Here is a 13,118-nt window from a genome sequence, read left to right as displayed (position 1 = left end):
ACCGGGCAGCCGCGTACCCCGAAAAGGGGCAGACCACACAAGTTGGGCGGGCGGGGGGCGCGACGCGAGCGGGCCCCGGCCGTCACACGGCCGGGGCCCGGAGCCTGCGGGCGGGCGGTCAGCCGCCGATGACCACCCGGCGGACGCCGGTCCAGCGCGCCGGGTCGGTGACCCGGCGGCCGTCGACCAGCACCGTCACGCCCGGCAGGTCCGCCGGGGTGAGGTTGCGGTACTCGGCGTGGTCGGCCTGGATGACCGCGGCGCCGACCGGCTCGCCCTCGTAGCCGGGGAGGCCGTGCGCGGCCAGTTCCTCGTTGGTGTACATCGGGTCGGCGACGTACGGGACGGCGCCCCGCGCGCGCAGCGCCTCGACGGTCGGGAAGACGCCGGAGAACGCGGTCTCCTTGACGCCGCCCCGGTAGGCCGCGCCGAGCACCAGCACGCCCACCCCGGTCAGGTCCCCGTACGCGGCGGCGAGCAGGTCGACGGCGTAGTCCGGCATGGCGGCGTTGGCCTCGCGGGCCGAGCGGACCACGGTGGCCGACGGGTCGTTCCACAGGTACATCCGCGGGTAGATCGGGATGCAGTGGCCGCCGACGGCGATGCCCGGCGAGTGGATGTGGCTGTACGGCTGGGTGTTGCAGGCCTCGATGACCTTGGTGACGTCGACGCCCACCGTGTCGGCGAAGCGGGCGAACTGGTTCGCCAGGCCGATGTTGACGTCGCGGTAGGTCGTCTCGGCGAGCTTGGCCAGCTCGGACGCCTCGGCCGAGCCGAGGTCCCAGACGCCGTTCGGGCGGTCGAGGTCGGCCCGCTCGTCGAAGTCCAGCACCGCCTCGTAGAAGCGCACGCCGTGCTCGGCCGACGCCTCGTCGATGCCTCCGACCAGCTTCGGGTAGCGGCGCAGGTCGGCGAAGACCCGGCCGGTGAGCACCCGCTCCGGGCTGAACACCAGGTGGAAGTCCCGGCCGGCGGTCAGGCCGGAGCCCTCCTCCAGCATGGGGGCCCAGCGGTTGCGGGTGGTGCCGACCGGCAGGGTGGTCTCGTAGCTGACCAGCGTGCCGGGCTTGAGCCCGCGGGCGATGGCCCGGGTGGCGTCGTCCATCCAGCCGAAGTCCGGCACGCCCTCGGCGTCCACGAAGAGCGGCACGACCACGACGACGGCCTCGGACTCGGCGACCGCGGCGGCGGTGTCGGTGGTGGCCGACAGCAGCCCGGCGGCCACCGCCTCCTTCAGCTTGACGTCCAGGTCGGCCTCGCCGGGGAACGGCACGGCACCGTCGTTGACCAGCTGGACGACCCGCTCCGAGACGTCGGCACCGAGCACCCGGTGCCCCTTCGAGGCGAACTGCACGGCGAGCGGCAGACCGATCTTGCCGAGCGCGACGACGCAGATGTTCATGGCTGTTTCTTTCCTCCTAGCGGGAGCCTGCGTCGCAGGCCGGACATCATGCGGCGCAGTGTCACCGGGAAGACGACCAGCATCAGGTCGCCCTTGCGGTTCGTGCTGCTGGTGATCACGAACAGTTGGCCGCCCTCCCGGTGGAACGACCGTTGCACCATCGAAGGCTGCGGGCCGCGCACCGGGGTCGAACCCTTGTCGCCGTCCCGGGTGATCGTCACCTTGACCACCCGGCGCTCCCCGCCGGGCTTCAGCCCGGTGAGCAGGTCCCGGGCCCGGAACGACATGTTGACCGTGGCACCGAGCGGGTCGGCCTCGATCGAATCTACCGTGCCGGCCGTCCGCCCCGCCGAGACGGTGATCGCGCCGCCGGCCATCTCGGCCAGGTCGGGCCGGGGGCCTCGGGCGGTCACCCGCACCGTCCGCTCCCCCGAACCGTCCACGGCCCACCGTACGGCCACCGCCTCCAGCCGGGCCAACCAGCGGGAGATCGGCGTGGTGATCTCGTACCAGTCGTCGGACAGCCCGCACCGGCCGTCGCCGAAGCCGCGGTAGCGGGCGAACCAGCCGTCGTCGCGCAGGACCGTCTGCGGCAACCCGTGCCGCACGTCCTGGCGGAGCACGGCCACCAGGTCCGCCAGCGTGCCGTACGCGGCCACGCCGATCCGGACCCGGGCGGTCACGGGCAGCTTGCCCCTGATCCCCTCGGTGAGGTGCTCCCGGGCGAGCCGCCCGACGCCCTCGCGCACCTGCTCCTGGGTCTTCCGGTCGAGGGAGAGGAAGTCATCCTGGACCAGCTTGGCGATCTCCCAGGTGAAGTGGCGGAGCAGGACGGCGTCGCGCCGCTCGCCCGGCTCGATGTGCTCGGCGACGAAGGCGACGATCCGTTCCACGCAGCCGAGCCGCGCCAGGTGCGTGCTGCGGTAGGTGATGTTGCCGGAGTTGGCGCGCTTCACCGCGTAGTAGTAGTCGTAGTCGGCGAGCACCGAGATCCGGCCGGCCCGCAGGCACGCCTCCAGCGTGAACGGCTGGTCACTGCCGACCGGCATGTCCTCCGGGAAGCGCAGGCCGTATTTCTCCACCAGCTCCCGGCGGAAGAGCTTCGTGTTGGACAGCGCGAACGGCAGCGCCGAGGCGAAGAGGTCGACCTCGGGTTGGGTGCTGGCGAAGATGGCCTGGTGGACGTACCGCTTGTTCACCCCGACGAGCCGCCCGAGCAGCACGTCCGAGCCCCACCGGTCGGCCGCGGCCACCATGCGCTCCAGCGCCTCCGGGCCCAGGTGGTCGTCGGAGCCGATGAAGAAGACGTAGCGGCCGGTGGCGTGCTCCAGCCCGCGGTTGCTCGGCGCGGCCGGACCGCCCGAGTTGGGCTGGTGCAGCACCTTCACGGTGCCGGGGTAGCGCGCCGCGAAGCGGTCCAGTTCCTCCGCGCTGCCGTCGGTCGAGCCGTCGTCCACCGCGACGACCTCCAGCCGGTCCAGCCCGATGGTCTGCTCGACCAGCGAGGTGAGGCAGGTGGTGAGGTCCGGCATGGTGTTGTAGACGGCGGTCACCACGGTGACGTCCGGTTGGGTCACCTGCCGACCCCGGCGGGGAGCAGCGGCGCCGACGGCGTCCCGCCGACGCTGCGCGGCGGGCGCTCCGGCAGCAGCCGGGAGTACACCCCGTCGAGGATCTTCGCCTGGGCCGCCCAGGTCCAGTCGGCCAGCAGCCCCGGCCGGTCGTACGCGGCGCGGTAACGGTCCCGGTCCGCCAGCACCGACCGGACCGCCCGGACGTAGTCGGTCACGTCCTCGGCCGTGAACACCTCGCCCTGGCCGGTCGAGCGCACGGTCTCCGCCATCGTCCGGACGTCGGAGACGACCAGCGGCAGTCGGGCGTGGGAGTACTCGAAGAACTTGGTGATCAGCGCGATCTCGTGGTTCGGCCAGTGCTGGATCGGGATCACGCCGACCTGGGCGCCGGAGAGGAAGGGCACCACCTGGTCGTGCGGCACGTAGGGCAGCACGTGCAACCGGTCGCCGGCCCCCAGCTCCTGAGCCCGGGTCACGAGCCCGCGCACGTAGTCGGAGCCGGGCTTGTTGACCACGAGGGCGACGTGCGCCCCGGCCAGCTCGGGCAGCGCCTCGACCATCACCGAGAGCCCGCGTTTGGGAGCGGCGACCCCGCTGTAGACCAGCAGCGGGACGTCCGGGCCGATGCCGCACAGGGCGCGGATGTCGGGCGACCCGGCCGGGTCGGCGGTCACCTCGTCCACGGCCGGCGCGTTGAGCACCACCGCCGGCCGTTCGGCCAGCCCGTGCTCGGCCTGAAGCAGATCGGCCAGGCCGCCGGAGACGGTGATCGTCGCGTCGGCGTACGGCACGAACTCGCGTTCGTGGGCCATGTTGCCGGGCAGCCAGCGCGCGTTGTCGCGCCAGGGCTGCACGCCGGGCAGGTATTCGTGGGCGTCCCAGACCAGGGCGATGTGCCGCCCCTCCGCGGCGGCGCGGATCTTGGCGCGGGCGCCGACCCCCAGCATGCGGAAGTCGTTCGCGTGGATGAGGTCGGGCTTGAGCTCGTCGATGACCGGGCCGTAGCCCAGCTCGTAGTCCCACAGGCCCGGCTCCAGCCGCCGCCACGCCCCGCCGCCCTGCACCCGCTGCCAGAACAGCGTGAAGGCGCGGTCCCACGGCCCGTCGAGCTTGCGCCCCTGACGGGCCCGGGTGAGTTCCCGCTGGCGGAGCGACACCCAGCGGCGGACCAGACCGGAGAAGCGCTCCTCGGTCCGCAGCAGCTGCCAGCGCAGCGCGGGACGCCGGTCGGCGGCGGTCAGCTCGGCGCGGCGGACCCGCAGGTCGGCACGCCAGGCCCGGACCGCCTGCGCGCGGTGGGCGGCGATGCCGGTCGGCGGGTACGCCAGGGGCGCCCGCAGCCACGACCGGCGGAACTCGTGCGGCCGCTTGGCCATGGGCAGCGGCACCTTGAGCAGGCGGACCTCGGCCGCACCGAGGCGCCAGGTCTGCGGCGTGCCGCCGGGAGCCCGACCGAGCAGGATGACCTCCCAGCCGGCGTCGGCGGCGGAACGGGCGGCCTTCTGTACCCGCGAGTCACCGTTCACACCGTTGTCGACCAGCATGACGACGCGTCCCCGGGTGCGCTCCGTCATGTCTGCGCCCTCAGCTCCCATACCGCCCATCTCCGTCCCCTCGGCCCCGCGGCCCGAGGACACCGGCGAGTCTACGACAACGCGACAGGGCGCAACGGGCCCGCCGCCGCCGTGTCTCCCGTACCGAATGACCGCTTGCTAACCTGCATCCCTGGCCGGCGGCGGCCGGGGCATGCCCCACCCCGACGGACGTCCCGGCCTCCCCCTGGGCGCACCGTCGGCGGGCAGCGGCCGGCCCGCCCAGCCTCCCTGCGGACAGGACGAAAATGGACATGGCGACGACCAGAGAACGCCGGCCGTCAGCGCCGGACCCGGCCGACCCGCCGGCGCCGGACGGGCCCGCCGCGCGGCTCCGCGCCGCCGTCCGGTACGCCCTGCCCGCCCTCGCCGCCTGGACCGCGGTACGGCTGCTCGGCCTGCTGAGCGTCTGGCTCTGGGCCCGCAGCACCGGTCGCAGCACGGTCGGCGAGCTGACCCGCTCCGACGGCAGTTGGTACCTGGGCATCGCCCGCAACGGCTACGACGCCGCCGAGCAGTTGCACAGCAACATGGCGTTCTTCCCGCTGTACCCGGGCCTGACCGCCGCGCTGGACACGATCACGCCGTTCGACCTGCGGCACACCGCCCTGCTGGTGTCGTGGTTGGGCGGATTCGCCGCCGCGTGGGGGCTGTTCGCCGTCGGCGCCCACGTGTACGACCGCCGCGTCGGGGTGGTCCTCGCCGTGCTGTGGGGCGTGCTGCCCCACTCGGTGGTGCAGCTCATGTCGTACAGCGAGGGGCTGTTCACGGCGCTGGCGGCCTGGTCGCTGTACGCGCTGCTGCGGGGGCGCTGGCTGACCGCCGGCGTGCTCTGCCTGCTCGCCGGCCTCACCCGGCCGACCGGCTCCTCGCTCATCGGGGTGGTCGGCCTGGCCGCGCTGATCGCGGTGATACGCCGTCGGGACGGGTGGCGACCGTGGGCGGCCATGCTGCTCGCCCCCGCCGGGTGGCTGGCCTACCTGGCGTGGGTGGGCTGGCGCGTCGGCCGGCCCGACGGCTGGTTCCGGATCCAGGGCGAGGGTTGGGGATCGTCCTTCGATCTCGGCGTGAACACGTTCGAGCGCGGCCGGGAGGTGCTCAGCAGGCCCTCGGAGGTGGAGTTCTACGTCGTGACGCTGGTGGCGGTGCTGGCCATCATGCTGTTCGTGCTCAGCCTGCTCGACCGGCAGCCGTGGCAGCTGCTGCTCTACAGCGGGCTGCTGCTGCTGACCACGCTGGGCGCCGCCGGCTTCTACCACTCGAAGGCGCGGTTCCTGCTGCCCGCGTTCCCGCTGCTGCTGCCCGCCGCCGTGGCGCTGGCGCGGGCCGGTCGGGCCAGGGCGGTGACCGTGCTGACCACGCTCGCGCTGGTGGCCGCCTACTTCGGCGGGTACCTGCTGCTGGTCTGGCGCTTTTCGCCGTGACGGGCGGGCGCGGGCACGGCGCCCGCGCCGCCGCTCAACGGGTGCGGGGACGGACGTCCCAGAGCCACACGTCGTCGACCTGACGGCCCGGCCCGTACAGGGCGTCGAGCACGGCACGCAGCTGTGCCGCACGGGGGTGCGCCGCCGGCAGCACCAGCGCGTCGGCCCGCCAGTGCCGCACGTCGGCGAGCGCCCGGTCCCGGTCGGCCGGGGCGACCACGGGGGCATGCCGCCCCTGGCCGACGGCGGTGAGCAGGACGGCCGTCGGCCGCGGCTCGACGCCCCACCGGCCGGTCCGGTCGGTCCTCGACACCGGGCCCAGGAAGTAGCCCTGTGGGACGGCGAAGCCGACGAGCGCGGCGGAACTCCAGTACAGCGACGTCATGTTGTCGACCGGTACGGGCACCAGGGTCCGTCCGGGCGTGACGTGGTCCCGCCAGGCGCCCGAGGTGACGAAGTCGGGCGCCGGCACCCGCGGCTGCGACGGCAGCGGCGTGGGCGCCACCGGCACCACCGCCGCCAGCAGCGCGGCGCCGCCGAGCGCGGCCACGAGCCGGTACGCCCGATCCGGCCGCCCGGCGAGCCCCGCCAGCCGGTCGACGGTGAGCGCCAGCAGCACGCCCACGGCAGCGGTGGTGATCAGCGCGAACCGGGCGACCACCAGCGAGTCGAACACCGGGAGGTCAGCGACCAGGGCGAAGGGCGCCGGCACGGAGGTGCGCCCGGCGCCCCAGGTCCAGGTGGTGCCGAGGGAGAGGACGGCGGCCACCGCCGCGACCAGGGCGAGCACCCGGACCAGCGCCTGCCGGCGCAGCCAGAGCACCGCGCCGAGGACCAGGACCGCCAACGGCCAGCCGTAGAAGCTCGCCTCCTCGGTGGTGTTGGCGACCAGGCCCTTCGCGCTGTGCCGGCCGCCGCCCGCCGACTCGGTGGCGTACGCGACGTACGAGCGCAACGTCAGGGCGTACTGGTCCGGCGAGCCCGGGTGACCCACCCGGTGCTGCGGGCCGGCGAACTGCATCCACAGCGGGTACGCGCCGACCACCAGCACCAGCAGCCCGGCGACGGCGATCCCGCCGGCCAGCGGCCGGGCGGCGGCCACCACCTCCCGGGGCCGGACCAGCAGCCAGCCGAGCAGCCCCGCCAGGCAGCCCAGGGCGGTCAGGAAGAGGACCTCCAGGCCGATGAAGAACTGCGCCGCGATCAGCAGGCCGAGCACCAGCCCGTCGCGGAGCACCCGGCCGTCCCGGGCGAGGCGGACCACCTGCCAGAGCATGAACGGCACCAGCCACTGGGCGGTGACGTGCGGGTGGCCGTTGCTGTGCGACACCAGCGCCGGGGCGAACGCGCAGAACAGCCCGCCGGCGACGGCGGCGACGCGGTACCGCACCAGGTGCCGGGAGAGCACGTGGTACCAGGCGTAGGCGGTGCCGGCCAGGTTGAGGGTGACGAACACGAGGTACGCCGCCGGCGGCCCGAACAGCACCGTCACCGGGGTGAGCACCAGGCCGGGTAGCTGCATCCCGACGTTGGTCATCAGGTTGACCCCGTCCGGGGCGTTCTGCAGCGTGGTGAAGAACGGGTTCTCCAGGTGCGTGACGGCGTGCGCCGCGTACGCCAGCATCCACTCGTTGAAGCCCTGGTCGGACGGCCGGCTGCCGAGCAGCCGGCCGTGCACGTCCAGCCAGCCCCGACCGGTCACCAGGACGGCGCCGGCCAGGTAGACCAGGGCCACCGACAGGTCGTGCCGGCGGCGCCGCTCCCGGGCCGGCCGCGCCGCCCCGGCCGCGACCGTGGTGTCCGCGGGTCCGGCGGCCGGCGCGGGCCGGTCCACGACGAGCGCGGGCCCGTCGTCACCCGGCCCGGCGAGAGCGGGGCCGTGCGGACCCCGGGCGTCGGGCGGGTTACCAGCCATGACGCCCGATCCTACGAGCGACTCCGTTGATCGCAGAGTAACCGGAGCATCACGGAGTGTCGCGGATCGCCCGGGGCGGACCCGGGCGGGTCAGAGCCGGTGTGCGGTGTCGCCCGTCGTCACGCCGCGGGTGTCGAAGAAGCGCTTGGCCCGGGCGGCGAGCGCGTCCACGTCGTACGACCGGTGGTTCTGCACCAGGATGACCAGATCCGCCGCGGCGACGGCGGCCTCCAGATCCTCGGCGCGCGGCACGCTGCCGCCGAGGGCCTGCCAGGTCTCCACGTTCGGGTCGTGGTAGCTGAGCTTGGCGCCGAGGCCGTGCAGCAACCGGGCAAGCGGCACGGCCGGCGACTCGCGCTGGTCGGCGATGTCCGGCTTGTACGTCACGCCCAGCAGCAGCACCGAGGAGCCGTTGGCCGCCAGGCCGGCGTCGTTGAGGATGTCCTGCGCCCGGCGGACCACGTACGACGGCATCGTCGCGTTGATCTCCTGGGCCAGCTCCACGAACCGGAAGGGGTAGCCCAACTTGGCCCGGACGTTGTGGCTGAGGTAGTTGGGGTCGATCGGGATGCAGTGACCGCCGACGCCCGGACCTGGGTAGAACGCCTGGAAACCGAACGGCTTGCTGCTCGCCGCGTTGATCACGTCCCAGAGGTCGATGTCGAGCTGGTGGCAGAACCGCGCCATCTCGTTGACCAGCGCGATGTTGACGTGCCGGTAGGTGTTCTCCAGCAGCTTCGCCGTCTCCGCCTCGCGGGTGCCCTTGGTGCGCACCACCGTGTCGACGAAGCGCCCGTAGAAGGCGGCCGCCCGGTCGCCGCAGGCCGGGGTGTGCCCGCCGACCACCTTGGGGGTGTTGCGCGGGCCGAAGCGGGCGTTGCCCGGGTCGATGCGCTCCGGGGAGAACGCCAGGTGGAAGTCGGTCCCGGCGCGCAGGCCGGACTCCTCCAGGATCGGCCGGACGATCTCGTCGGTCGTCCCCGGGTAGGTGGTCGACTCCAGCACCACGAGCATGCCCGCGCGGAGGTTGCGGGCCACCGCGCGGGTGGCCGCCTCGACGGCGGCCAGATCCGGCCCACCGTCCTCGGACAGCGGCGTCGGCACGCAGATCACCGCCGCGTCCGCGCTGGCGATCTCGGTCTCGTCGGTGGTCGCCCGGAAGCCGGCGCCCAGCATCTCGGCGATGTCGTCGTCGGAGAGATCGTCGACGTGGGAGCGGCCGGCGTTGAGGGCGTCGACGACGCTGGTCTTGACGTCGAACCCGAGCACCGAGGCGCCGGCGCGGACGGCCTCCCGGGCCAGCGGGAGCCCGACGTAGCCCAGGCCGAGAATCACCACATCTGTCATTTCATGTCCCTTGCGCGTCGGTGGTCCGGCGGAGGAGGGTCGAGCGGCCTCCGCCCTCGACAGCCGTGGGGATGGTACCTGGTGCCGGCCGGGCGACCCCGGCCTCGCGGTGGTCCGGGGCGACGCTCCCGCCGCCCCGGACCGGCCGTCACAACCGGGTCAGCTCGTCCGTGACGGGCAGGCCGCCCGACTCCGGCAGGGCCGGACGCCGGCCCTGCGGCGCCAGCCGGTGGTAGAGGCCGTTCTGCACCTTGGCCTGCTCCTCCCACGTCCACGCGGCGAGATCCATCGACTCGTACGCCTTGCGGTAGCGCTGCGGGTCCGCCACCACCGCCTCGATCGCCCGGACGTACTCGTCCACGTCGTCGACGCGGAAGACCTCGCCCTGCCCGGTCTGCCGGACCGTGGCGGCCATCGTCTCCACGTCGCTGACCACGATCGGCAACCGCGCGTGCGAGTACTCGAAGAACTTGGTGATCAGCTGGATCTCGTGGTTGAGCCAGTGGTGGATCGGGATGACCCCGACGGTGGCGGTGGAGAGGAAACCGACCACCTCGGCCGGCGTCACGTACGGCAGCACGTGCAGCCGGTCGGCCGCCCCCAGCTCGGCGGCCCGCTTCTTCAGGCTGGTCAGATAGGGGCCGGTCGGCGCGTTCACCACGAACGCGACGTGCACCCCGGGCAGCCGGGGCAGGGCCTCCACCATCACGCCCATCCCGCGGTGCGCGGCCGCGGCTCCGCTGTACACCACCAGCGGCACGTCCGGGCCGAGACCGCAGGCGGTGCGGATGTCCGGCCCGTCGCCGGTGGCCGCGCCGAGCGCGTCGGCCGCGTGCGGGGTGTTCAGCACCACCGAGGGCAGCTCGGGCAGGTGGTGGTCCCGCTTGAGGAACTCGGCGAGCCGCTCGGAGACCGTGATGACGGCGTCGGCGTGCCGCGCGTACTCGTGCTCGTGGGCACGGTTGGCCACCATCCACCGGGCGTTGTCGGCGCGCGGCTTCACGCCGGGCAGGTACTCGTGGACGTCCCAGATCAGCTTGATCGTGCGGCCCTTGGCCGCCGCGCGGATCTTGGCGCGGGCGCCGACCCCGATCATCCGGAAGTCGTTGGCGTAGATGATGTCCGGCTTGAGCTCGTCGACCGTGCGGCCGAAGGCCAGCTCGTAGTCCCAGAGCGCGGGCTCCAGCTTGCGCCAGGCCCGGTCGCCCCGCAGCCGCAGCTGCAGCCAGGTGTAGGCCCGGTCCGACGGGGTGCTCAGCGTCTTGCGCTTGGTCTGGCCCCGGGTCAGCTGCCAGTGCCGGAAGGAGATCCACTTCCGGGTCACCTTGGCGGCCAGCTCCTGCGCCCGCAGGCCCTGCCGGGCCAGCGTCGAGCCACCGCCGCCGGCCAACGCCGCCCGGCGCACCCGCAGGTCAGCCTGCCAGGCCCGCACCTCCTGCTGGCGGTACGCCGCGACACCGGTCGGCGGGTACGCCAGCGGCCCCGTCAACCAGCGCCGGCGGAACTCGTGCCGGCGCTGCTTCAGCGGACTCGGCATCCGCACGAGCTGCACCTTCGCCGCCCCCAACTGCCAGCTCTGCGGCTGCCCGTTCGGTGAGCGACCGAGCAGGATCACGTCCCAGCCGGCGTCGGCGGCGGACTTCGCGGTCTTCTGCACACGCGAGTCGCCGTTCACGCCGTTGTCGACGAGTATCACGATCCGGGCGGGCGCCGGCGGCGCACCTTCCCCCGTCGCGGCCATTGCCTTTTCTCCTCTGTCTCGAGGCCCATGCGGCGCCGGCGTCGCCGGTGCGCGCGGGTGCCCAACAGCTCTCGACCGGGCGACGCCTGCCGCGTCGCTCAGCTGCCACCCGCCGTACGGACGGTCGTACCCGCCACGACCTGGTCGAACTGGTGCTTGACCTGCTCCCAGTCCCAGGTCGCGACCACGTGCTCGGCGGCTGCCTCACTCGCCTTGCGCCAGGCATCCTCGGTCGCCGTGACGGCGAGGATCCGCTGGGCGGCGTCCGCCGGACTGTCGACCACCCAGTCCACCGGGAAGAGGCTGCGGGCCGAGGACGGCCGGCCGGCGAAGAACGGCCAGTCCCGGACCACCGGAACCGCACCGCTCGCGGCGCCCTCCACCAGACCGCAGTGGAAACTCTCCCGCACCGAGCTGCTCAGGATGACGCCGACCGGGGTCAGCGCCGCCGGCACGTCGTCGACCTGCCCGACCCGGACCACCGCCCCGCTCGGTTCGAGCTCGGCGATGTCGGCCAGGAAGGCGTCCCAGTAGCGCCGGCTGTCCGGGCTCGCGTCCGCGTCCAGGTCGCGGCCGAACAGCAGCAGCCGGTACCGCTCGTCGTGGGCCCGCAGGTGGCGCAGCACCTCGACCGCCCACCGGGGATCCTTGGCGACCGCCTTGATGCCGACCAGGCCGAGGGTGAAGCGGGCCTCCGGCTCCTTGGGCCGCTCGAAGGCGCGCAGGTCCATGGCGTTGCTGATCACGTGCAGGCGGGTGCCGGCCGCGGTCACCGCCGGCACGGCGGCGACGGTGAGGTCGCGCAGGTGGTCGGAGACGAAGATCAGGTCGTCCACCCGGGAGAAGTCCACCAGGTGCGGCCACGCGGCGAAGGCCTCGAAGCTGTGCAGCCGGACGATCACCCGGGTCGACCCCGGATCGATCATCGAGAACAGCACCGCCAGCGCGGCGCACCAGTCCACGAAGACCACGTCGGCCCACTCGACCTGCGGGGCGAGCCACTCGGTGACCTTGTCCCCGTACGTCGTGTCGCCGGCGAGGACGTGCTGCATCATCGCGCGCCGGTTGTTCAGCAGCGGCACGTGGGTGCCGTCCTCGCCCGGGTCCAGGAACCGCAGCTCGACGTCCGGTCGCTGGTCGAAGTGCCGCCGGATGAGATCGAGGAAACCGTGGTTGCCGTAGGTGACCATCAGCAGCCGCAGCGGCCGGTCGGTCGGCGCCGGAGCGGGCGAACCCTGCCGGCCACGAGGCGCGGAGAGGGCCCGGACGGCGGCGCTGGCATGCCAGGGCGCCAGGAAGTCCCCGGCGTCCTCGGCGAGCGGCGACGTCAGACGATCGAAGTGCAGCCGCCGGTCGAACAGCTGCCGCTGGGCGGCCTCGAGGAAGCGGACGGCGCCCGCGACGTCGCCCCGGCCGAGCCGGTCGTCGGCGAGGGCCAGCTGAGCGGCGACAGCGGCCGGAAGAGTGGGCGGCGTGCCGGCGTCGAGCTCGGCGACCGCCTGCCGGGTCAGGATCTCGGCGCGCAGCCGGGAGCTTCCGACCCGGCGCAGCGCCGTGGCGGACACCCGGGCCGCCCGCTCCGGCTGCCCCGCGGCCAGCAGCCGGGTGTGCAGCAGGTCGGCGAGCTTGCCGCGGGTCCGGTCCGACAGGCCGGGAGCGGTGACCGCCGCGTTCCACAGCCCGGCGACCGCACGGGAGCGCATGGCGGACGGCGAGGTCGTCACCCGCACGGCGAACCTGGCGGCCCGGCGGGCCGACCGCTTGGCGGCGCGCGGAAGACTCATCCCAGGACCCCCGGGCGAGCCGTCGGGTCGCGAGGCACATCGAAAGCCATCGGGCGCGGGCCCCCTGCTGCCGGAACGGTCGCCAGAGCGGTGACGGACGGTTGGTCGCGCACGAGTCTGCCACAGCGCTCGACACACCGCCAAACCGCTGGTCGCTCCCGGAAGAGCCCTTCATCATCTGGCATCATGTGGCACAGGCAGGGCCGAACGGTGCGAAAGGTGACCGGTCGGCCGACCGGCCGAGGGGGCACCGACACACGCGGGCGCACGTGGTCCGGACACCGCCGGTGGCTAGACTTCTGAGGCCGGCCCCCGGCCCGGCCGCCCATCCCGACAGCG

General features: G+C 73.7%; 8 protein-coding genes. 1 reads left to right on the top strand and 7 read right to left on the bottom strand.

The genetic code is table 11. The features are described from left to right. Positions 1-118: 118 nt before the first annotated feature. From ABZ452_RS25765 to ABZ452_RS25755, 3 genes are read right to left on the bottom strand one after another with little or no spacing between them, the layout of a single operon-like run. Positions 119-1,402, bottom strand: coding sequence for a nucleotide sugar dehydrogenase (locus ABZ452_RS25765; protein ID WP_357947838.1), 1,284 nt, complete (start codon positions 1,400-1,402; stop codon positions 119-121). Further along, the gene (locus ABZ452_RS25760) at positions 1,399-2,979 is read right to left on the bottom strand and encodes a glycosyltransferase (RefSeq protein WP_357947836.1); all 1,581 of its coding nucleotides are present in this window, start codon (positions 2,977-2,979) and stop codon (positions 1,399-1,401) included. The genes ABZ452_RS25765 and ABZ452_RS25760 overlap by 4 nt, the downstream gene beginning before the upstream one ends. Then, entirely contained in the window at positions 2,976-4,520 is a 1,545-nt protein-coding gene (locus ABZ452_RS25755) for a glycosyltransferase family 4 protein (RefSeq protein ID WP_357948155.1), read from the bottom strand. The genes ABZ452_RS25760 and ABZ452_RS25755 overlap by 4 nt, the downstream gene beginning before the upstream one ends. Before the next feature lie 302 nt (positions 4,521-4,822). On the opposite strand from ABZ452_RS25755, the gene ABZ452_RS25750 reads away from it, so the two are divergent. Next, complete coding sequence (locus ABZ452_RS25750) at positions 4,823-5,992, top strand: hypothetical protein (RefSeq protein ID WP_357947833.1); 1,170 nt, start codon at positions 4,823-4,825, stop codon at positions 5,990-5,992. Between the two features lie 34 nt (positions 5,993-6,026). On the opposite strand, the gene ABZ452_RS25745 is transcribed toward ABZ452_RS25750, so the two are convergent. The 4 genes from ABZ452_RS25745 to ABZ452_RS25730 form a co-directional block, all read right to left on the bottom strand. Continuing rightward, a complete protein-coding gene (locus tag ABZ452_RS25745) occupies positions 6,027-7,907 on the bottom strand; it encodes a hypothetical protein (protein ID WP_357947831.1) in 1,881 nt (626 codons plus the stop codon). Between the two features lie 90 nt (positions 7,908-7,997). Then, positions 7,998-9,254, bottom strand: coding sequence for a nucleotide sugar dehydrogenase (locus ABZ452_RS25740; RefSeq protein ID WP_357947828.1), 1,257 nt, complete (start codon positions 9,252-9,254; stop codon positions 7,998-8,000). Positions 9,255-9,402: 148 nt separating this feature from the next. Beyond that, the gene (locus ABZ452_RS25735; RefSeq protein WP_357947825.1) at positions 9,403-10,995 is read right to left on the bottom strand and encodes a glycosyltransferase family 4 protein; all 1,593 of its coding nucleotides are present in this window, start codon (positions 10,993-10,995) and stop codon (positions 9,403-9,405) included. 98 nt (positions 10,996-11,093) lie between these two features. Beyond that, the gene (locus tag ABZ452_RS25730) at positions 11,094-12,779 is read right to left on the bottom strand and encodes a glycosyltransferase (RefSeq protein ID WP_357947823.1); all 1,686 of its coding nucleotides are present in this window, start codon (positions 12,777-12,779) and stop codon (positions 11,094-11,096) included. Positions 12,780-13,118: the final 339 nt, after the last annotated feature.

This window comes from Micromonospora sp. NPDC005707 (assembly GCF_040631005.1).
Classification (GTDB): Bacteria; Actinomycetota; Actinomycetes; order Mycobacteriales; family Micromonosporaceae; genus Micromonospora.
Note: the sequence above shows the minus strand (reverse complement) of the source record. Positions and strands in the feature narration are given on the sequence as shown.

Coding starts and splice junctions, on each gene's coding strand:
- ABZ452_RS25765 (WP_357947838.1), bottom strand. CDS start 1,402: ATGAACATCTGCGTCGTCGCGCTCGGCAAGATCGGTCTGCCGCTCGCC.
- ABZ452_RS25730 (WP_357947823.1), bottom strand. CDS start 12,779: ATGAGTCTTCCGCGCGCCGCCAAGCGGTCGGCCCGCCGGGCCGCCAGG.
- ABZ452_RS25740 (WP_357947828.1), bottom strand. CDS start 9,254: ATGACAGATGTGGTGATTCTCGGCCTGGGCTACGTCGGGCTCCCGCTG.
- ABZ452_RS25750 (WP_357947833.1), top strand. CDS start 4,823: ATGGCGACGACCAGAGAACGCCGGCCGTCAGCGCCGGACCCGGCCGAC.
- ABZ452_RS25735 (WP_357947825.1), bottom strand. CDS start 10,995: ATGGCCGCGACGGGGGAAGGTGCGCCGCCGGCGCCCGCCCGGATCGTG.
- ABZ452_RS25755 (WP_357948155.1), bottom strand. CDS start 4,520: ATGCTGGTCGACAACGGTGTGAACGGTGACTCGCGGGTACAGAAGGCC.
- ABZ452_RS25745 (WP_357947831.1), bottom strand. CDS start 7,907: ATGGCTGGTAACCCGCCCGACGCCCGGGGTCCGCACGGCCCCGCTCTC.